General features: G+C 42.8%; 19 protein-coding genes. 15 read left to right on the top strand and 4 right to left on the bottom strand.

Going from position 1 to position 20,004, the window contains the following annotated elements; translation table 11 throughout:
* The first annotated feature begins 157 nt into the window (after positions 1 to 157).
* Positions 158 to 1,600: a sodium:alanine symporter family protein gene (locus tag MO387_RS05875; RefSeq protein ID WP_107946747.1), complete on the top strand. Its 1,443-nt coding sequence runs from the start codon at positions 158 to 160 to the stop codon at positions 1,598 to 1,600.
* 129 nt (positions 1,601 to 1,729) lie between these two features.
* Entirely contained in the window at positions 1,730 to 2,503 is a 774-nt protein-coding gene (gene yaaA / locus MO387_RS05870; RefSeq protein WP_107946748.1) for a peroxide stress protein YaaA, read from the top strand.
* Between the two features lie 70 nt (positions 2,504 to 2,573).
* Here yaaA and MO387_RS05865 read toward each other — a convergent pair whose 3' ends face one another.
* Positions 2,574 to 3,980 (bottom strand): M28 family metallopeptidase, encoded by a 1,407-nt coding sequence (locus MO387_RS05865; RefSeq protein WP_107946749.1) that lies wholly within the window; start codon positions 3,978 to 3,980, stop codon positions 2,574 to 2,576.
* 136 nt (positions 3,981 to 4,116) lie between these two features.
* Between MO387_RS05865 and MO387_RS05860 the strand changes: the two genes are divergently transcribed.
* Positions 4,117 to 4,413, top strand: a complete 297-nt coding sequence (locus MO387_RS05860; RefSeq protein ID WP_006084975.1) for a metalloregulator ArsR/SmtB family transcription factor — start codon at positions 4,117 to 4,119, stop codon at positions 4,411 to 4,413.
* A 63-nt stretch (positions 4,414 to 4,476) separates the two neighbouring features.
* Here MO387_RS05860 and rpsT read toward each other — a convergent pair whose 3' ends face one another.
* Entirely contained in the window at positions 4,477 to 4,743 is a 267-nt protein-coding gene (rpsT, locus tag MO387_RS05855; RefSeq protein WP_006080633.1) for a 30S ribosomal protein S20, read from the bottom strand.
* 252 nt (positions 4,744 to 4,995) lie between these two features.
* Here rpsT and murJ point away from each other — a divergent pair, with 252 nt between their 5' ends.
* From murJ to MO387_RS05795, 12 genes are all read left to right on the top strand, one after another.
* Positions 4,996 to 6,555 carry a murein biosynthesis integral membrane protein MurJ gene (gene murJ / locus MO387_RS05850; RefSeq protein WP_006080634.1) on the top strand — a complete coding sequence of 520 codons (1,560 nt, stop codon included), beginning with the start codon at positions 4,996 to 4,998 and terminating at the stop codon, positions 6,553 to 6,555.
* Positions 6,556 to 6,620: 65 nt separating this feature from the next.
* Positions 6,621 to 7,556, top strand: a complete 936-nt coding sequence (gene ribF / locus MO387_RS05845) for a bifunctional riboflavin kinase/FAD synthetase (protein WP_107946750.1) — start codon at positions 6,621 to 6,623, stop codon at positions 7,554 to 7,556.
* A gap of 32 nt (positions 7,557 to 7,588) precedes the next feature.
* The gene (ileS, locus tag MO387_RS05840; RefSeq protein ID WP_107946751.1) at positions 7,589 to 10,411 is read left to right on the top strand and encodes an isoleucine--tRNA ligase; all 2,823 of its coding nucleotides are present in this window, start codon (positions 7,589 to 7,591) and stop codon (positions 10,409 to 10,411) included.
* 9 nt (positions 10,412 to 10,420) lie between these two features.
* Entirely contained in the window at positions 10,421 to 10,936 is a 516-nt protein-coding gene (gene lspA / locus MO387_RS05835; RefSeq protein ID WP_107946752.1) for a signal peptidase II, read from the top strand.
* Positions 10,933 to 11,355: an FKBP-type peptidyl-prolyl cis-trans isomerase gene (fkpB, locus tag MO387_RS05830; RefSeq protein ID WP_006080638.1), complete on the top strand. Its 423-nt coding sequence runs from the start codon at positions 10,933 to 10,935 to the stop codon at positions 11,353 to 11,355. The genes lspA and fkpB overlap by 4 nt, the downstream gene beginning before the upstream one ends.
* A gap of 28 nt (positions 11,356 to 11,383) precedes the next feature.
* Positions 11,384 to 12,313 (top strand): 4-hydroxy-3-methylbut-2-enyl diphosphate reductase, encoded by a 930-nt coding sequence (gene ispH, locus MO387_RS05825; protein ID WP_170927454.1) that lies wholly within the window; start codon positions 11,384 to 11,386, stop codon positions 12,311 to 12,313.
* Between the two features lie 185 nt (positions 12,314 to 12,498).
* On the top strand, positions 12,499 to 13,104 hold the full coding sequence (gene pilV / locus MO387_RS05820; RefSeq protein ID WP_199908792.1) for a type IV pilus modification protein PilV: 606 nt from the start codon (positions 12,499 to 12,501) through the stop codon (positions 13,102 to 13,104).
* A 23-nt stretch (positions 13,105 to 13,127) separates the two neighbouring features.
* On the top strand, positions 13,128 to 14,111 hold the full coding sequence (locus tag MO387_RS05815) for a PilW family protein (protein WP_106651781.1): 984 nt from the start codon (positions 13,128 to 13,130) through the stop codon (positions 14,109 to 14,111).
* 12 nt (positions 14,112 to 14,123) lie between these two features.
* Positions 14,124 to 14,555, top strand: coding sequence for a pilus assembly PilX N-terminal domain-containing protein (locus MO387_RS05810; protein ID WP_107946753.1), 432 nt, complete (start codon positions 14,124 to 14,126; stop codon positions 14,553 to 14,555).
* Positions 14,556 to 14,557: 2 nt separating this feature from the next.
* Positions 14,558 to 18,067, top strand: a complete 3,510-nt coding sequence (locus MO387_RS05805) for a PilC/PilY family type IV pilus protein (protein WP_107946754.1) — start codon at positions 14,558 to 14,560, stop codon at positions 18,065 to 18,067.
* Between the two features lie 7 nt (positions 18,068 to 18,074).
* Positions 18,075 to 18,467: a type IV pilin protein gene (locus MO387_RS05800; RefSeq protein ID WP_107950146.1), complete on the top strand. Its 393-nt coding sequence runs from the start codon at positions 18,075 to 18,077 to the stop codon at positions 18,465 to 18,467.
* Positions 18,464 to 18,763, top strand: a complete 300-nt coding sequence (locus MO387_RS05795) for a TapY2 family type IVa secretion system protein (RefSeq protein ID WP_107946755.1) — start codon at positions 18,464 to 18,466, stop codon at positions 18,761 to 18,763. The genes MO387_RS05800 and MO387_RS05795 overlap by 4 nt, the downstream gene beginning before the upstream one ends.
* A gap of 4 nt (positions 18,764 to 18,767) precedes the next feature.
* On the opposite strand, the gene MO387_RS05790 is transcribed toward MO387_RS05795, so the two are convergent.
* Together MO387_RS05790 and MO387_RS05785 are read right to left on the bottom strand one after the other, a co-directional pair.
* Positions 18,768 to 19,295 carry a GspH/FimT family pseudopilin gene (locus MO387_RS05790; protein ID WP_107946756.1) on the bottom strand — a complete coding sequence of 176 codons (528 nt, stop codon included), beginning with the start codon at positions 19,293 to 19,295 and terminating at the stop codon, positions 18,768 to 18,770.
* A 180-nt stretch (positions 19,296 to 19,475) separates the two neighbouring features.
* Positions 19,476 to 19,988 (bottom strand): GspH/FimT family pseudopilin, encoded by a 513-nt coding sequence (locus MO387_RS05785; RefSeq protein ID WP_107946757.1) that lies wholly within the window; start codon positions 19,986 to 19,988, stop codon positions 19,476 to 19,478.
* Positions 19,989 to 20,004: the final 16 nt, after the last annotated feature.

Below are 20,004 nucleotides of genomic sequence, written 5' to 3'. Positions count from 1 at the left end.
TAGCCGTGATGTTGTAAATTCACGGAAGGATAATTTGAAAAAATAAATCTACCGAAATTCTTACCTTTAACTTGGAAGGATTCATTCACCACAGATGTTGTACCTCTAATTGCCATTCAATTAGAGGAGCATTTGCTACGGGAAGAAGTAAAATAATATGTTAGAAACCATAGTTAATTTTTTGAATGCGCTACTTTGGGGTAAGTTGTTAGTATATGGACTGGTAGGAGCTGGTCTTTATTTCACCATAAGACTTGCCTTTATCCAGTTAACCCACTTTAAACATTCCATCAAAGTCATGACCATGAGTCGCCAAGGTTGCGATAGCGGTCTTTCATCATTTCAAGTCTTTTGTACCAGTATGGCGGCCCGTGTCGGTGCCGGTAATATGGCCGGTGTTGCAGTCGCTATTGGTGCTGCAGGTCCTGGTGCGGTATTTTGGATGTGGCTTATCGCTATCTTAGGTATGGCTACCGCTATGGTTGAATCAACCTTAGCGCAGGTTTACAAAGTGCGAGATCATAACGGTCAGTTCCGCGGCGGTCCTTCCTATTATATGGAAAAAGGCTTAGGTCAGCGATGGATGGGCATTTTGTTTGCTGTCTTTCTGATCATTGCCTTTGGTCTGGTATTCAACGCGGTACAAGCGAATACGATTACCGGAGCGATGGAGCGAGTATTTGGATTTAATCCTACTTATGTCGGGATTGGACTGGTGATTGCCAGTGGATTTGTGATTGTCGGTGGTCTGCGTAAAGTCGCACGAGTCTCTGAATTCATTGTCCCTATTATGGCATTAGCCTATATTCTCGTTGCCTTCATTATCGTTATTTTCAACCTAGATCAACTGCCTGCAATTATTAGCTTAATTGTGAAGAGTGCTTTTGGTTGGCAAGAGGCGGCTGCTGGCGGCGTGGCTTATACCGTCGCGCAGGCTATGCAAGCGGGTATTGCACGCGGACTTTTCTCAAATGAAGCGGGTATGGGCAGCGCGGCGAATGTCGCGGCTAGTGCATCGCCTAATCCGAACCATCCGGCATCCCAAGGTTTTGTCCAGATGATGGGGGTATTTGCGGATACTATCGTTATCTGTACTGCAACGGCTGCAATAATCCTGCTATCAGGTGATGTGGGTTCGAGTGACGATGGCATTCGTTTAACCATCAATGCCATGTCATCCCATGTTGGTGACTGGGGCGGTGCATTTATTGCGGTGGCGATTTTCTTATTCTGCTTTACATCCATCATAGCCAATTACTCTTACGCTGAAACAAACGTAATGTTTTTAATGGGTAACAGTACCAAATTACTTCCTTTGTTCCGTTTGTGTGTATTGGGCATGGTAATGTTTGGTGCCGTGGCGAAGATAAGTCTAGTGTGGAACTTAGCCGACGTTTCTATGGGATTGATGGCGACGGTGAACATTATTGCGCTCTTACTGTTGTCAGGTTTGGCCATTCGCGTCATCAATGATTATCGCGAACAGGTTAAAGCGGGTAAGACGCCAGAGTTTGACCGCAGTAAGTTTCCTGAATTAATGGATCAACTTGATGATGACATTTGGCAAGATGCCAGTCTCAAGCCCGTTAAAAAGTCTTAGTTAACCCAAATTATCGACGATAAGAATTACTGATTGTCGTAATCGAAAAGACCACGCCGTTAAAGCGTGGTTTTTTTATGTTCGTTCAGTATCATAGACATGTCTTTTTGTTTCTGTTGGGAGTTTTTGATGTTGATATTGGTTTCGCCGGCGAAGACCTTAGATTTTGAACAGCCGCCACTGACGCAGGTGTATTCACAGCCTGATTTCTTAACTCATAGTCAGGAGTTGATCCAAGTTTGTCGGCAATTAGCTCCTTCAGATATCGCGACTTTGATGAAGGTGAGCGATAAAATTGCGGGTTTAAATGCGGCGCGTTTCGGAGAGTGGCAGCCAGACTTTAGTTTAGATAATGCTAAACAGGCCATTTTTGCCTTTAGAGGGGATGTGTACACAGGTTTTGATGCTGATAGCTTATCTGAGGATGAAATCGCCCAGACTCAGTCGCAGCTGCGTATTCTATCGGGTCTTTATGGGCTACTCAGACCGCTGGATTTAATCATGCCTTACCGCTTAGAAATGGGAACGGCGCTTTCGAATCCAAAAGGTAAAAATCTATATGAATTTTGGGGTGATACCTTAACGCAAGCGGTAAATGAAGCGCTTGCAGAAAGTGGTAGCGATATTATTGTCAATCTTGCTTCTAATGAGTATTTCAAAGCGATAAAGCCTAAAAAACTGCAAGGGCAATTAATTTCACCCGTATTTAAAGATTGTAAAAATGGTCAATATAAAGTGATCAGTTTTTTTGCTAAGCGTGCTAGGGGCATGATGGCGAGATATATCATCACCAATAAAGTGAATACGTTAGCTGAGTTAAAAGCATTTAATCTCGCGGGTTATTACTATAGTGAAGAGCAGAGTTCACCGACAAATCCAACATTTTTACGTGCAGAGCAATAGCGAAATACCGATAAGATGTTAATTGAGAGAGAACAGCTTATGCTGTTCTCTCTATTATTTTATCGATTATTTATTTTTCAGACTGAATAACTAAAGGTGTTAATGTCGGGGTTGAATTTGCCATGATATAAGCAAATTGTGCGTAGGCGGCGACGTTTTGAGCTAATGCGGCGGGGTCAATCTTATCTAAGGTATCATTCGGTGTGTGGTGGTAATCGAAGTAATCGTGACCATCTTGCCTTAATGATGCAACTGGTACGCCTAGGACTGGCAGCATTGACACGTCGGGCCCGCCAGAAGCTTGGTTGTTGCCGAGTGCGACACCATTGAATGACATAGGGCTGAGTGCTTGCTGTACCTCTGCAAATGCGCTCTCATTAACCTTAGTATCGATTTGATAAATTCGGCCCGCCCCAAAATCGGATTCCGCAGCTATGTAGTGCAATGGTAATTCCGCTTTATGAGCTTCAGCATAGGCTTTACCGCCCACAAGCCCTATTTCTTCAGCGGCATATAGCACCACTCTGACAGTACGAGCGGGTTTTACTGGAAGATCTTGAATGTGCTTGGCTGCAGCCGTCACTATCGCGACACCCGCCCCATCATCAATTGCACCTGTACCTTCATCCCAAGAATCTAAATGAGCGCCAATGAGCACGATTTCATTGGACTTACTGCTGCCAGTTACTTCGGCAATGACATTGTAAGATGTATTAAAGCCGGCGTTTTTTGGTGACATCTGCAACTCAAGTAGAGCATCAGGATTGCGTTTTAGTAATGCATCGACCAAATCGGCATCAGGGTTTGACATGGCTGCCGCAGGGATCTTAGGCACGTCATCTTGGTAGCGCATAACACCTGTATGGGCCATGCGGTCATGATCTGTGCCAATAGAGCGGATCACGATAGCAACTGCGCCTTTTTGCGCTGCTGCGACGGCACCTTTTGAGCGGCCGCCAACGCTTTTGCCATAGCCTTCACCAGTAATGTGGCGCTCGGTTTTTTGGTCAATAAACGCAATCTTACCTTGCACGTCTTCAGGCTTGGCTTGTTGTAGTGCCTCTAGGCTATCAAAACGTTCGATTTTAGCTTGTATACCGCCTGCTGGTGTCGCAATGCTGCCACCAAGCGCAGTAATGACCAGCGGCTGCTCGACAGGGAAGGTTATTTTAGCTTTGGCTTCACCGCGTTCCCAAATGGGTACTTGTACTGGTTCTTTATAAACGCGGTCAAATCCAAGGCTGGTCAGTTTATTTATCGCCCAGTTAACGGCGATGATATCTTTTGGGCTTCCAGCTAGTCTTGGACCTACTTCAACCGTGAGAGATTCGACTATGTCATAACCTAATTGTGAAGCTAATGCTGTCTGTTGTAATTTAATGACTTCACTTGTCGGAGCTGTTTCTACTTGAGTTTGGCACGCACTTAAACTCCCGATTAAAAGACTCGAGAGAAGTGTTGTTTGATAGGGCTTCATTAGATTTCCTTTATTTTTATTAAGCATGTCCCATTTTTAAAAACAATCTAGCAAAAAGTGTGCTTTATGTCCCGACTATATCCGTAAGGCGACGCTATATTAGCGCAGGGGTTAGTTTTAGGAGAGAAAGTGCGTAATGAATATTGAATTAATGCAGGAGCGAGCCGATCATGCGGTAGTGCTATTAAAGGCACTTGCGAACGAACGCCGTTTATTTATTCTTTGTTATTTATTGAATGAAGGAGAAATGTGCGTTGGCGAAATGAATAAAAAATTAGGCTTAAGTCAATCGGCACTATCACAACATCTTGCTTGGTTACGCAAAGATAATTTAGTAACCACACGCAAAGAAGCGCAAACGGTATTTTATTCACTCAAGAGTGATGAAGTTCGGGAGATGATCCACTTATTGAATAACATTTATTGTCATTAATAGTGTTTTTCAGATATAAAAAAACCGGCAATTGCCGGTTTTTTTCATTTGCTATTTTGTAGATTAAGCAGCGATTGCTTTGATCTTAGCGTTCAAACGTGCCTTTTGACGAGCGGCTTTATTCTTGTGAATAAGACCTTTAGTCGCCATACGGTCAACGATTGGTTGTGCAACAGCAAAAGCTTCTGCTGCTGTTTTGTGATCGCCTGCTTTAATTGCAGCGATTACTTTTTTAACGTATGTACGTAACATTGAGCGACGGCTGGCGTTATGCTGACGACGCTTTTCAGATTGAAGCGCGCGCTTCTTTGCAGACTTGCTATTAGCCAAGGTGCAACTCCTAAAAACTGGATTTGATACTTTTAAAGGCCGAGGAATATGCCTGCATTTAGTCACTTTGTCAATGACTATGATTGAATATTCATCATAAAGATAAATTAATCCAACCTGCCTTGGCTATCTTCGACCCAACTCGTGTAATATGTGGCGCAATTCTAGCAGCTATTACCGCAGTGTGACAGAGCCTGAATCGATTTTTTGAGATGTATCACCTAATCAATTCGATATGGGTCTGGGGGACGTTTGAGTAGAAAATTATTAAAATCTGGTCTGATTGTTAGTGCTATGACATTGATATCCCGTGTGTTAGGTCTTGTTCGGGACGTCGTCGTTGCTAACTTGATGGGGGCCGGGACAAGTGCCGATGTGTTTTTCTTCGCCAATAAAATTCCTAACTTTTTACGTCGTTTGTTTGCAGAAGGGGCTTTTGCACAAGCCTTTGTGCCTGTTTTAACTGAGTATCAAGAGAAACATACCGCGGAAGAAACCCGTGACCTGTTGAGTAAAGTCGCAGGCACATTAGGTTTGTTGGTGACGATTGTGACGCTTGTGGGTGTGGTAGCTTCGCCCGTGTTATCAGCCTTATTTGGCGGTGGTTGGTTTATTGCTTGGCTCAATAATGAGCCCGATGGCGCTAAATTTGAACTCGCTACCGTAGTGCTTAAGATTACCTTCCCTTACCTGTGGTTTATTACCTTTACCGCACTGGCTGGATCGATTTTAAACACCCGAGGCCGATTTGCGGTTTCGGCGTTTACCCCTGTATTCCTCAATGTGGCGATTATTACCGCGGCCATATTTTATGCGCCAACATCGACTCAACCCGAAATCACCCTTGCTTGGGGCGTTTTTTGTGGCGGATTAATCCAGTTCTTATTTCAAATTCCTTTTTTGTTGCGTGAAAAAGCACTGGTTAGACCCTCGTGGGGTTGGCATCACCCTGGAGTGGTGAAAATCAGAACCTTGATGATCCCGGCGCTATTTGGCGTATCGGTTTCACAGATTAACCTGTTATTTGATACCTTTATCGCCAGTTTTTTGATGACGGGCTCGATAAGCTGGCTCTACTATGCCGACCGTTTATTGGAGTTTCCCCTGGGATTGTTTGGGATTGCGATTGGTACTGTGATTTTACCTGCGTTGTCACGAAACCATGTCAATGCTGAAGGTGCGGGGTTTGGCTTGACGATGGATTGGGGAGTTAAAGCTATTTTGCTGCTAGGTCTTCCTGCCATGATGGGGTTAATAATCCTCGCAAAACCTATGTTGATGGTGTTGTTTATGCGCGGCGCTTTTTCGATGCATGATGTTGAAATGGCTTCTTATAGTTTAATGGCTTACGGTAGTGGTTTACTCAGTTTTATGCTGATTAAAGTACTCGCACCAGGTTATTACTCCCGCCAAGATACCAAAACCCCTGTGCGTTATGGCATTATCGCCATGATCACCAACATGGGCTTTAACTTATTGTTTGCTATTCCTTTTGGATATGTTGGATTAGCGATTGCGACTTCAATGTCAGCATTGCTCAACGCCACTTTACTTTATCGAGGATTGCATTTAGCCGGCGTTTATCGCGTTTCTAGGCCGACTATGGTGTTTTTTGCTAAAGCCGTGGTCTCTACCGCCTTGATGGTGGTAGTCTTGTATTACTTTTTACCTTCGCAACAAATTTGGTTAGATTGGCATTTGTTCGAGCGTGCAAAAGCCTTGATAGGCTTGATTTTAGCGGGGGCAGTCAGTTACTTGTTGGGACTGCTTTTGCTCGGAATTCGTCCTTGGTCAATTAAACGGGGAGTTTGATTGCTGATTCTCATCGCTAGCTGTTATATAATCAGCCGATTTGCGCTTGGCAGTTGTCTAAAGTTATGGAATTAATCCGCGGTATACATAACATTTTGTCATCCCACCACGGGTGTGTATTGACTATAGGTAATTTTGACGGCGTCCATCGTGGTCATGCACAAGTGATTGCGAACTTAGTGCAAAAGGCGAAGCAGTTATCGCTGCCATCTACTTTGATGACGTTTGAACCTCAGCCGCAGGAATTATTTAGCGGCGACAATGCGCCAGCTCGTTTAAGTTTATTACGTGATAAAGTCATGTTGCTCGATGAACTTGGGGTTGAACGGTTAGTGTGTGTTAACTTTAATCGCACTTTTGCCAATCAACCTGCTGAGCATTTTATTGAAGAATTGTTGGTCCGCAAACTCGGTGTTAAATACCTAGTGGTCGGCGATGATTTTTGTTTTGGTCAGGGCCGTAACGGCAATTTTGAGATGCTTGTGCAGGCAGGTATTCAATATGGCTTTACTGTGGTTAGCACCCAAAGTTTTATGCTGGGCTCGCAAAGAGTGAGCTCAACCGCCGTGCGTGAACAATTGGCCAAGGGTAATCTTGAGCAAGCAAGACGCTTGCTCGGTCATCCTTTTACCTTGAGTGGTCGTGTCGCGCATGGGCAAAAAATTGGCCGCACCATTGGTTTTCCCACAGCCAATATCGCCTTAAAGCGCAATGTTGTACCTGTACGCGGTGTGTTTGCGGTCAAATGTTATTGGGATAACAGCGATATTTATGAGGGCGTAGCCAATATTGGGTTCCGTCCGACAGTGAACGGTCAAGTGTGTCAGCTTGAGGTGCATCTTTTTGATTTTGAAGGTGACATTTATGGCAAACATGTTGAGGTCGAGTTGGTGGCTAAACTCCGTGATGAGCAACCTTTTGACTCATTGGATGCGCTTAAGCAACAGATTTTAAATGATGCAAATGAAGCCAGAGCTTTATTTGGTAATGATGCAGGCTGAAATTTATCAGTTTAATTAACGGTATAGGATCAATGAGCGACTATAAATTTACTTTGAATTTGCCGGAAACAGAGTTTCCGATGCGTGGTAATTTGGCAAATCGCGAGCCAGAGATGTTAGAGCGCTGGACAAAAGACGGTTTGTATCAGCAGATCCGTGATAGCCGAATTGGCCGTACTCCCTTCATTTTGCATGACGGCCCACCGTATGCGAATGGCAGTATTCATATTGGTCACTCAGTTAATAAAATCCTCAAGGACATTATTATTAAGTCAAAAACCATGTCTGGTTTTGACGCACCGTATGTGCCAGGTTGGGATTGCCACGGTTTGCCTATCGAGCTGAAAGTTGAGCAAAAAGTGGGTAAACCAGGTCAAAAAATCTCTGCGGCAGAATTCCGCGAAGAATGCCGTAAATACGCCGCCGAGCAAGTTAACGGTCAACGTGAAGACTTTATCCGTTTAGGCGTATTGGGCGACTGGCAAAATCCGTACCTGACGATGGATTTTTCAACCGAAGCTAATATCGTGCGCTCTTTATCGAAAGTGATAGAGAGTGGTCACTTACATAAAGGCGTTAAGCCAGTGCATTGGTGTACTGATTGCGGTTCTGCCTTAGCTGAAGCTGAAGTGGAATACGAAGACAAAACATCACCTGCTATCGATGTGGCATTTGTGGCCGCCGATAGTAATGCCGTTGCGGCAAAGTTTGGGGTAAGCGATTACTCACATCCTGTTTCTATGGTGATTTGGACTACCACGCCATGGACTCTGCCTGCGAATCGTGCCTTGTCTTTAAGCCCTGAGTTAGATTACAGCTTAGTTGAATTCGAAAAAGACGGTGTTACGCAAGCGCTTATTTTAGCTGAAGTATTAGCAGAATCTTGCCTGACTCGCTATAACGTAGAAAGCCATACAGTGCTTGGCTCTGCCAAAGGCGCAGCGTTTGAGCTTGTCCGCTTTAATCACCCGTTCTTAGATTTTGATGTTCCGGCAATTTTAGGCGATCACGTCACGACTGATGCGGGTACTGGTATCGTTCACACTGCCCCTGGTCATGGTCAAGACGACTTTGTGGTTGGGCAAAAATATGGTTTAGAAGTGGCAAACCCTGTTGGCGACAACGGTGTATACAAGCCAGATACCGAGTATTTTGCGGGACAACATGTCTTTAAAGCCAACGATAACGTGGTTGCTTTATTGAGAGAAAAGAGCGCCTTGCTGAATCACGTGGCTTACCGTCATAGCTATCCACATTGCTGGCGCCACAAAACACCGATCATCTTCCGTGCGACGCCGCAGTGGTTTATCTCTATGGATAACCATGGCCTGCGTACGCAAGCATTGAAAGAAATCGAACAGACTCAATGGATCCCTGATTGGGGCCAAAGTCGTATTGAGAAAATGGTTGAAAACCGCCCTGACTGGTGTATCTCACGCCAACGTACTTGGGGCGTGCCTATCACGCTGTTTGTGAATCGTGAAACTGAAGAGTTGCACTCTGATAGCGTGTCGCTAATGGAACGTGTAGCCAGCCGTATTGAACAGCAAGGCATTCAAGCTTGGTGGGATCTCGATGCTGCCGAATTATTGGGTGACGAAGCTGAGCAATACCGCAAAGTAACCGACACCTTAGACGTTTGGTTTGACTCAGGTTCAACCTTCTCGTCAGTGGTAGCGGCTCGTCCTGAATTCCACGGACACGGCGTTGATTTGTATCTTGAAGGTAGCGACCAACATCGCGGCTGGTTTATGTCATCTTTGATGATCTCAACCGCGATGAATGGCAAAGCACCCTATAAGCAAGTACTTACCCACGGTTTTACCGTCGATGGTAAAGGCCGCAAGATGTCAAAATCTATCGGTAACGTGATTGCGCCGCAAACGGTAACCAACAAATTAGGCGCCGATATTCTGCGTTTATGGGTTGCGGCAACAGATTACAGCGGTGAGATGACGGTTTCTGACGAAATCTTAAATCGTAGCGCCGATGCCTATCGTCGTATTCGTAACACTGCCCGTTTCCTATTAGCCAACTTAAACGGTTTCGAGCCTGCTAAGGATTTAGTTGCTGTTGAAGATATGGTGGCGTTAGACCGTTGGGTTGTTCGCCGCGCTGCTGCATTGCAACAGGAAATTATTGAAGCCTATGAGCAATATAACTTCCATATTGTGACTCAAAAACTGATGCAGTTCTGCTCGGTTGAGTTAGGCAGTTTCTATCTGGACATCATCAAAGATCGTCAATACACGGCTAAGCAAGAAGGTCATGCGCGTCGCAGCTGTCAATCTGCGTTGTATTTGATCTCTGAGGCCATGGTGCGTTGGATTGCGCCAATTCTAAGCTTCACAGCCGACGAAGTGTGGCAACTATTGCCTGGCGAGCGTGATGCCTATGTCTTTACTCAAGAATGGTATCAAGGCTTGAAATCAGTCACCTTAGCGACGGATTTGAGCGACGACTATTGGCAGCAACTGCTGATCGTGCGTAACGAAGTCAATAAAGTGATTGAACAAGCTCGCCGTGACAAACGTATCGGTGGTTCATTAGAAGCGGAAGTGACCTTGTTTGCTGATGCAGTGTTGACTGAACAATTAACCCATATCGGCGATGAGCTAAGATTTGTGTTATTGACCTCTGAAGCCAAAGTCTTGCCTTTAGCGGATGCGACATCAGAAGCGGTTGAAACTGAGCTGGCGTCACTGAAATTAGTGGTTGCTTCAAGCACTGCTGAGAAGTGTGAGCGTTGTTGGCACCACAGAGAAGAGGTTGGCACCATCGAGGCCCACCCAACACTCTGTACTCGCTGCGTAACAAACATTGAAGGTGACGGCGAAGTTCGCCTGTTTGCGTAAAGGATCTGTATGCCATTAACTTGGAAAGACAGTGGCTTACGTTGGTATTGGGTAGCTGTATTGGTGTTTTTCGCCGATCAGCTATCTAAACAATGGGTCTTAGCCAATTTTGATTTGTATGAATCGCTGAATTTATTGCCTTTCTTTAATTTCACTTATGTACGTAACTACGGGGCCGCCTTTAGTTTTTTAAGTGACGCCGGTGGTTGGCAGCGTTGGTTATTTACGATTGTTGCGGTTGGATTCAGCACTCTACTCACAGTGTGGTTGCGTAAGCAATCCGCTTCGTTGTTGAAACTGAATCTGGCTTACACCTTAGTGATTGGTGGTGCCCTAGGCAATTTGGTCGACAGATTAATGCACGGTTTTGTGGTTGATTTTATCGATTTCTTTTGGGCTAAGAGCCATTATCCAGCTTTCAATATCGCCGATTCGGCGATTTGTATTGGTGCAGTGTTGATCATTTGGGATGCATTTTTAAGCGGTAAATCTGAAACAGATAGCGCCGAAGGGGTTAAGAAGTGACTGTGACGCGATCTTTACTATGCCATATGAACATTGTGCTTTCTGATGGTTCAACCGCAGACAGCACTAAAGCTTCGGGTAAACCAGCTCGATTAAATGTGGGCGACGGTACGTTAAGTCCTGCATTTGAGGCGCAATTGGCAACGCTTGCTGAAGGTGATAAACACAGTTTTACCCTTGAAGCGATTGATGCCTTTGGTGAATCAAATCCTGATGCTATTCACTATCTAGACAGAAGCCGTTTTCCGGCTGACATGAGTTTAGAAGCTGGCGTGATTGTCAGTTTTGCTGGCCCTGGTGGCAGTGAAATCCCGGGTATTGTCCGTGATGTCGCGGGTGATTCCATCACAGTCGATCTGAATCATCCTCTGGCAGGGCACAAGATCACTTTTGAACTGGACGTTGTAAAGGTACTTTAAGATGAAACTCGATCCTACCAGCCCAAGTTTGAATATTATGCTCGCGAACCCGCGTGGTTTTTGTGCGGGTGTTGATCGTGCTATCAGTATTGTTGAACGGGCGTTGGAATTGTTTTCACCGCCAATCTATGTACGCCATGAAGTCGTACATAATCGCTATGTCGTGCAGAATCTAAAGGATCGCGGTGCGGTTTTTGTCGAAGAGTTAGATCAAGTGCCGGATAACAACATTGTTATCTTCAGTGCTCATGGTGTCTCTCAAGCGGTGAGACAAGAAGCTAAGGCGCGAGGGTTGAGAGTTTTCGATGCGACTTGTCCCTTAGTGACCAAAGTGCACCTTCAAGTGACGCGTGCAAGCCGTAAAGGTATTGAATGTATCTTGATTGGCCACGAGGGGCACCCTGAAGTCGAAGGCACTATGGGTCAGTATGATAATCCTAACGGCGGCGTTTATCTGATTGAATCGCCTGCCGATGTGGATGCTCTCGAAGTTCGCGATCCTAACAATCTCTGCTTCGTGACCCAAACAACTTTATCTGTCGATGATACGTTAGACATTATTGCCGCGTTGCAAAAAAGGTTTCCTTCAATTGAAGGACCTCGTAAAGACGATATCTGTTATGCAACACAGAATCGTCAAGATGCGGTACGTAATCTGTCTGCAGATGTGGATTTGTTGATTGTTGTTGGTTCAAAAAACAGCTCTAACTCTAATCGGTTACGCGAGCTCGCATTGAAGACCGGAACCCAGTCTTATCTGGTGGATACTGCTGACGATGTTGAATCAAGCTGGTTCGATAATGTTTCGCGTGTTGCTGTTACCGCAGGCGCTTCTGCACCTGAGGTCTTAGTTCAACAAGTTGTCCAAGCAATTGCGAAACTTGCTCCTAGCGTGGTGACCGAAGTCGAAGGACGTAAGGAAGACACTGTCTTTGCGGTGCCTGCCGAACTGCGCTAAATATATGTGATGTTAAGTTATTTATAAAAAAGAGGCGATAAGCCTCTTTTTTATTGCCTCAAATTCATTCAAGGCATAATGATATCAATGCTTATACGCTATTGTTACTGGCTACTTACATTTTACTCATCTATTATTAACTGTTGGTAATTTTTTGTCGTAAGACTAAGATTTTAAAAGGGTAAATGGCTGAAAAGCTTGTCAAAAATATGGCTAAATTCGAACGATTGACACAAAAGGACTTTCAAAGGGGTTTCTCATTAATTGAGGTGCTTGTTGCATTGGTGATCTTAGTCATTGGCTTAATCGGTATTTTTAATCTACATATCGTTGCAAAGCGTGGCAGCTTCGAGTCATTTCAGCAAACCCAAGCCTCTTATTATATCGATGATATTATTAATCGAATGAGATTAAATCGAGGGCAGCTAGCGAATTATGTTGGCACCTATAAAGGTAATTTAACTGCTCCGGAGAAGATTTGTGATGTTGGGGTCGGGCATGACGTAAATGACGTATGCTCAGATGTTCAGACTTCAGCTTCTGATTTGTATCAGTGGGAGCAGTTGTTTCTTGGTGCTTCAGAACAAGTTGGTGGTCATAATGTTGGCGGGTTAGATCTACCAACCGCTTGTATCAAGGCATCTTTAGCTGGAGAGGTTACAGTTGTCATGAGTTGGCGAGGTATTCGAGCACTGAGTGACGGTGCAGCCAAAGCCAATTCATTCGTACAATCTTGTGGTACGAGTAGCGATCGTCGACGAGTTTTGACTATTACGACAATAATCCTTTAGGTGGAGTTGATTAAGTGAAGTTAATGCGTAAAGGCTTATCAAATCATGCTGGTTTCTCATTGGTCGAGTTAATGGTAGCCATGATCATTGGGTTATTTTTAACTCTGGGTGTATTTACCATGTTTAGTATGTCCTCCTCTAATGTCACCACTACGAGTCAATTTAATCAGTTGCAAGAAAATGGGCGTATCGCCTTAGCACTTATGGAAAGGGATATTAGCCAGTTAGGTTTCATGGGGGATATTACTGGCACAGAGTTGGTTAGAGGTGTAAATACAACATTGTTGGCTGCCATTATCCCTACTGGAGATGATTGTATTGGTGGTGGGATTAATAATGCATCGTTTCCTAATACAACCTCAAGCCATTTTCGTAAGCTATGGGGTTATGAAGCGGGTGTTGGAACAGAAAGCTTAGCGTGTTTAACTAATGTAGTTAAGAATACTGATGTAATACAAATCAAGCGTTTATCAGGCCCGCCTACGACTAATCCCAATGATGTTAATCGATACTATATTGGTGCAACGGCAAATCAAGCAATCATTTTTAGTGGTTCGCAACCCACACCTACATTGGACAATGGAAGATTTTGGGAATATGTCCATCATGTTTATTACATTCAAAATGATGGTTCGATACCGGTACTTCGTAGACGTTTATTATTAAATGGTGGAATGAATACCTCTGGTAGTTATGAGCAGTTGGTTGAGGGTATTGAAAATATGCGGATATTGTATGGTTTTGATAATGATGGTAATGATACAGCTGATATATTTATGCCAGCACAAAATGTCACTTCACTAATGTGGGATAACGAACAGTTTCAACGTTTAGTCGCTATTCGAATATTTCTTTTAGTACGTTCGACAGATGAAGATTCAAGTTATACCAATGACACTAAATATGTATTAGGTGACAAAAAAATTGCTGCAACTCAAGATCATTTTCGACGAAAAGTAGTCTCGACAACAATAGTTCTCGAGAATCCTGTATTAATTAGACAGTAACTGGGTTAGTGAATGAAAAAGCAGAAAGGGATAGTGTTATTTTTTTCTTTGATCGTACTGATACTCATGACTGTTATCGGGGTTGCTTTGGCTGTGAATTCGACTCAGTCAATGCGAATGTCAGGCGCTGGGTCTGATCGCATTGGAGCGATGGCCTCAGCGATAGGTGCTCAAGATAAAGTAATCGTTTCTCAGCAAGGTAAAATCATGGCAAATATGTCAGCTGTTACTACAGTTAAAGATGCGGCTTTTGGTGTAATTAATACTTTTACCCCGATGGTTTCTGGTGATGTTACTTGTCAACGTAGTTCAAAAGCGAGCTCTTCAAGTTTAATTATGTGTCGTCGTGTTGAAGTGAGTAGTGAAGCAAAGTTTGGCCGAGATGACATGGGGCGGTTGACCGTCGTTGCTGGTATCGAGCAAGAAGTATTAACCGGGAGTTAATTATGTGGGCTAAAAAAATTACCGTCTCTATATTGTTTTGTTTGGTCATTCTTTCTGGGTTGAGCTTTGCGGACGATACCGAATTATATGTTTTCGAATCTACAGCACGTTCAGGTTCTCGTCCGCAAGTGTTAATTATTTTTGATACGTCAGGAAGCATGGGAACTAATGAGTATACAGATACTTTTTATCAAAGGGGCGATGTAATCACTGATAGCACAAAACTCTATTTTAGTCGCAGTAGCTCGGATGTTCCTGAGAGTAGTAGTCAACGTTTTTTCATAAACTCACTAAATGGTTGTGCTACGTCATTAGAATATTTAAAAGATTATGGCATGTTTACAGGCTTTCTACGTGAGTATAGTTTTTCTGGCCAAACGGGGAGTTGGGAGGATTTGCCTGTTGAAGGCACAAATATCCATCTTATCGACTGCTTTGAAGACATAGATTCTAAGAATATTAAAAATGCGAAAGGACAACCAACCGGATTTCCTATCGACGGCGAAGGTACTCAAGCATCTCCGGTGCCTTATGCCGTTCTAAATGCTAGCTCGACCCAAGAGCAAATTAATGTAGCAATAGATAAATCTAAGTTAACGGGTCTAGGTACAGGTCAGCCTGTTACCATTTACACCGAAAAATATATTAATTGGTATCATTCTACTAAAGCAAAAAAATATTACACTCGAATGGCAATCGCGCAACGGGTTGTGGGAGATACCATAGTTACAACTCCTGGAGTTGATTTTGGTATTGCCGTCTTTAACCGAAATAATGATGGTTCAGGTAGTGATTCAAACAATGGAGGTCGCATTATAAATGGAATAAAGCGAACTGATGAAACAACAAAGTCAACTTTACTTGATATCGTTCCGGATTTAGTCGCAGGGGGGAATACTCCATTGTGTGAAACACTCTATGAAGCTTATCGTTATTATTCTGGTGGTAATGTTTTGTATGGTTATGAAAATAGAGACCCCAAATTAAGTCCTAGTCGTGATACTTCTATTGAGAAAGATGGGAAATATAAATCACCACTATCATTGCAGAAGTGCCAGAACAAAGCTTATGTAGTATATATGACGGATGGCGAACCTACATCTGATACTGCAGCAGATGGTTATGTAAAAAACTTGCCCGGTATTAGCAGTTCTAATCGATATGAAAATAGTTATTTGGCAGCCCTTGCTGGGTGGATGAATAAAAATGATGTTAATAGTGAGATAGAAGACGTTCAAACAATCAGTACTTATACTATTGGTTTTAGCTCTGGCGCTAATGATGCTGAGCCTTTATTGAAAGAAACTGCCGCTCGAGGCGGTGGACAATACTTCGCTGCAAGAAATGCTATGCAACTACAAGCGGCACTTCAAAAGGTGTTCTCAAATATTCTTGAGGTGAATGCAAGCTTTACTTCACCATCGATCGCCAGTAATAACTTTGATCGTACTCAAACTTTCGATGCAGTTTATTACGCAATGTTTTTACCAAATAAGGGGCCTCGTTGGCAGGGGAATCTTAAAAAATTTACCGTCACAGGAAATGGTGACATAGTTGATAAAAATGGCGATAAGGCTATTGGTCTAGATGGAAACATTAAGTCTTCTGCTTGTTCAATTTGGACCGATGATGCAATTTGTGCGTCAACTAGTGCGGGGGGGGATGGTAATGATGTTGGCTTAGGTGGCGCTGCACAGGTGTTAAGAAGTACCAGTAGTCGTAAACTTTATGGTAATTTTGGTTCTGGTTTAACGGATTTTACGAAAACTAATGCTGAAAATAAAGCTGGTGGTGAAACCGCTCTGGCTAATTATATTGGCGTTGAGAAGGCGCAACTGACTAAGCTATTTGATTGGGCTAAAGGGGCAGATGTAGATGATGATGATGGTGATAACAGTGTAACAGACAAACGTAAGGATATTTTAGGTGATCCGTTACATTCTAAACCACTCGCTATTAATTTTGGTACTAAGACATCTCCTGATATCCGTATTTTAATGGGGACCAATCATGGTTTCTTACATATGTTTAAAGATGAGGGAACTGCTGTTAATGAAAGTTGGGCTTTTATGCCTTATGAGCTCTTACCAAATTTAAGAGAATTAAGAGCCAACGTTCCAACCGGCGTGCATTCTGTATACGGGTTAGACAGTCCACCCGTTGCTTATGTTAAGACCGGTTCTACATCGATTGAAAAGGCATGGGTATTTGTCGGTATGAGACGGGGCGGTAAGTCATACTATGCTCTGGATATTACGGCTCCTGACTCGCCTAAGTTTATGTGGAAGATAGATGCTGCGTCCTTAGGTATATCTGAAATGGGGCAAAGCTGGTCGGAACCGGTAATCACAACGATTCCAGGCTGGCCATCAGGAAATACTAGCCCTTCAAGTGCTAAGCCTGTATTGATATTTGGTGCTGGTTATACCCCAACAACAAAAGATGGTAGTGGAGTGGGTGAGACTGATACTGAAGGGCGTGGAGTGTTTATCGTTGATGCTGAAACTGGAACCTTAGTTCATTTCTTCGGACCAAGCTCTGGAGGGAATAGTACACTTATGCCAGGCATTACAGACAGTATTCCTAATTCAGTTGCTGTGTTAGATTCTAATGGAGACAGGCTAACGGATAGGATTTATGCTACGGATACTGGTGCTAATATTTGGCGAATTGACTTACCGAGTGCAAATCCAAAAGACTCTGTAAGGCCTTGGACAGCCTTTAAATTCGCCGACTTAGGTGGAGCTACCGTCGCAACAGATAGACGTTTTTTTGCTGAGCCTGTAGTAGCCCAAACATCATTTAGTAATTTAACTGAGGTTTCAGTTACCGAAAATGGCCAAACAAAAGTAACAAAAACTTATCAGAGTATTCCATATGATGCTGTTGTTATTGGTAGTGGACATAGACCTATACCAACAGATAAGTGGCGCTCAGATATGTTTTTTACATTGCAAGATCGCAATGTAGTAACCAAATCATTTAATGGGACAAAGGGTAACGAAATTCCAAATGCTTTGGTCTTAAATGATTTATATAATGTATCTTCACCACTTCCTGAAACTGAAGTTGACAACATTGCTTTTGGTAAGAAACGTGGTTGGTATTATAAATTTGGAAGTATTGGTGAGAAGAGTTTAGCTGGTGCGACAATTATTCAAGGAAGGGTATTTTTTACTTCATATGTGCCTGGTGATAACTCAGCAGAGAATCAATGTTTAGTCTCTGGATTAGGGCGACTTTATGGCTTTGACCTGCATAAAGGGACTCGCGCCTACAAATCAATCAATAATAAAGATTATCTTGAAATGGGGGAGCGAGTTCCGGATACTCCACAACTTGTTATTCCACCTAATGGAGCAAGTGAAAGCTATATGTATCTTATTGGAATTGGTGCAGCTGGTGACAAAATGGAAAAGATCGATGGCGATGACGGTTGTAAAGATGGAGATGAAAAATGTGTTGGTGGCGGCTTAGGAGTTAATAGAATTTATTATCACATTGATGAGTAACTTAAGTATGAAGCAAAGTGAAGGTTTTACGTTAATTGAGCTAATGATTGTAGTGGTTATCATAGGTATCTTAGCATCTATTGCCTATCCATCTTATACTGCGTATCTTGCTAAAGGAGCTCGCGGAGATGGAATCGCTGCAGTTATGCGTATTGTTAATCTTCAAGAGCAGTTTTATCTCGATAATCGTGAATATACTGCTGATATGGTTAAGTTGGGTTTAAAAGTGGACCCTTTTGTGGTTGAAAATCAACTTTATAAAGTGGATTCATCCGTAAGCTCTGGAGCGTTTACCGTAACTGCAACCGCTCAAGGTATTCAAGCATCTCGAGACGCGCCATGCGTGACAATATCCATGAATTCAATTGGTGAAAAAACACCTAAGGAATGTTGGAAATGAAGAATTTAACGAGTGTTGTCGTTGTTGGATTGAGTTTTGTTACTGCTCATGCAATTGCAGGTTCTTTAGATGAAACCTATAAATGTTATATTGATACCTCTAGAGGAGAGCAGATTGCTTATTTTAGTTGGCTAAAGGAGGAAGCGGACCTTAGAGCTGCAAGCCTTATATCTACAGAGGTAGGTATTCTCGATAATCAATCAGTCTATGTTAGAAATGTAATTGAGTGCATCCCTGACAATCGAGATTTTAAATCACTAATCGCAAGAGGACTTGATAGAAAGCACTTAAAATAAATCGTTAATTGCAGTTGGCTGTCGTTGCTAAGGATTGTACTCGACCAGATGAACTTATTTGTATACCTTTTGACTGAGTACTTGTTTTACTACCTGGGCAGTAAATTATTTTTCCTGTACCTAATGAACCAACGATTAGGCCTTCAGCATTAAAACTAATTGAGGATTTATCATATTCAACATAATCTTTATCATTAAAACCATCAACTACTTTGATGACTTTATCGGTTCTACCATTTGTTGAATCAAGAGTGCCAAGAGTACCATTATCAATGAAGACCTTAAATCCTTTGCTCCAATCATTGCCACAGCTAGAACCTGATAGAGGGCATATACTAACTGTATTGCCATAGCTTACTGCTTGATTGCGAGCAAATGATATTGACTCTTGTATACTTTCAATTTCAGTATTTGCTCGGATACCTTCGTAGAGTGATATCATTGATGGTACACCAATAGTCAGTAATATTGCTGCAACTGCGATAGTGACCATCAATTCCACTAATGTAAAGCCCAGCTTTTTTTTACACATATCATCATCCTCGCTTATTCTTTGTAAAGTATAAGCGAGAACGTTGCTAGTTTCAGCATAAATAGATAAGTCATTTTACAATCAATCTTTTGACTTTTATGACTATAACTTTTAGAAAGATATGTTGCTTGCGATATTTTTAAAGGGTTAGTCTAATTTAATCATTTTCCTGTTATTCGATTATGAGCAATTTATATTACTGTTTTTTGATAGACGTACACGTCCAGCTTGATTAACAATAACAGCTCTAGAATAAGGGCTCGTGGCTGATGAGGGACAATATTTAAGTGTTCCATTTGTACCAGATGCCAGCCCGTCAGGTTGAAACCGGATTGCCGTACGATTGTATTTAACTATGTCTTTTGAATCGAAAGCATTTGTTATATAAAGTTTTTTATCGATGTCATCTAGTTGGTTATTACTGTTAGTGTCAATAAAAACAGTTAGCCCAGCTTGCCAGTTTTGCTCACATTTCTGGTCGATAACAGCACAAACTGTTACCTTTCTATTAAGAGTAATTGCTTGGTTACGTGCAAATTGCAGCGTTTGTTGGATAATTCGTATGCTGCTATCAGCTCTATATTGGGTATAAACATCAGTTAAGGATGGTACTCCTCCAGTAAGCAAGATGGTTAAGACGGCAAGTGAAATGAGAAGTTCTATCAGGCTAAAGCCTTTTTGATGAGTGTTCATAACAAATCCCTGTTAT

Origin of the sequence: Shewanella sp. N2AIL (assembly GCF_022690845.1) — a bacterium.
Classification (GTDB): domain Bacteria; phylum Pseudomonadota; class Gammaproteobacteria; order Enterobacterales; family Shewanellaceae; genus Shewanella; species Shewanella baltica.
The sequence above is the reverse complement of the archived record's forward strand: the minus strand, read 5'-3'. Positions and strand labels throughout refer to the sequence as shown.

Coding starts and splice junctions, on each gene's coding strand:
- MO387_RS05805 (WP_107946754.1), top strand. CDS start 14,558: ATGTGGGCTAAAAAAATTACCGTCTCTATATTGTTTTGTTTGGTCATT.
- MO387_RS05795 (WP_107946755.1), top strand. CDS start 18,464: ATGAAGAATTTAACGAGTGTTGTCGTTGTTGGATTGAGTTTTGTTACT.
- pilV (WP_199908792.1), top strand. CDS start 12,499: ATGGCTGAAAAGCTTGTCAAAAATATGGCTAAATTCGAACGATTGACA.
- MO387_RS05875 (WP_107946747.1), top strand. CDS start 158: ATGTTAGAAACCATAGTTAATTTTTTGAATGCGCTACTTTGGGGTAAG.
- MO387_RS05800 (WP_107950146.1), top strand. CDS start 18,075: ATGAAGCAAAGTGAAGGTTTTACGTTAATTGAGCTAATGATTGTAGTG.
- yaaA (WP_107946748.1), top strand. CDS start 1,730: ATGTTGATATTGGTTTCGCCGGCGAAGACCTTAGATTTTGAACAGCCG.
- ribF (WP_107946750.1), top strand. CDS start 6,621: ATGGAATTAATCCGCGGTATACATAACATTTTGTCATCCCACCACGGG.
- MO387_RS05815 (WP_106651781.1), top strand. CDS start 13,128: ATGCGTAAAGGCTTATCAAATCATGCTGGTTTCTCATTGGTCGAGTTA.
- MO387_RS05790 (WP_107946756.1), bottom strand. CDS start 19,295: ATGTGTAAAAAAAAGCTGGGCTTTACATTAGTGGAATTGATGGTCACT.
- lspA (WP_107946752.1), top strand. CDS start 10,421: ATGCCATTAACTTGGAAAGACAGTGGCTTACGTTGGTATTGGGTAGCT.
- ileS (WP_107946751.1), top strand. CDS start 7,589: ATGAGCGACTATAAATTTACTTTGAATTTGCCGGAAACAGAGTTTCCG.
- MO387_RS05860 (WP_006084975.1), top strand. CDS start 4,117: ATGAATATTGAATTAATGCAGGAGCGAGCCGATCATGCGGTAGTGCTA.
- MO387_RS05785 (WP_107946757.1), bottom strand. CDS start 19,988: ATGAACACTCATCAAAAAGGCTTTAGCCTGATAGAACTTCTCATTTCA.
- MO387_RS05810 (WP_107946753.1), top strand. CDS start 14,124: ATGAAAAAGCAGAAAGGGATAGTGTTATTTTTTTCTTTGATCGTACTG.
- MO387_RS05865 (WP_107946749.1), bottom strand. CDS start 3,980: ATGAAGCCCTATCAAACAACACTTCTCTCGAGTCTTTTAATCGGGAGT.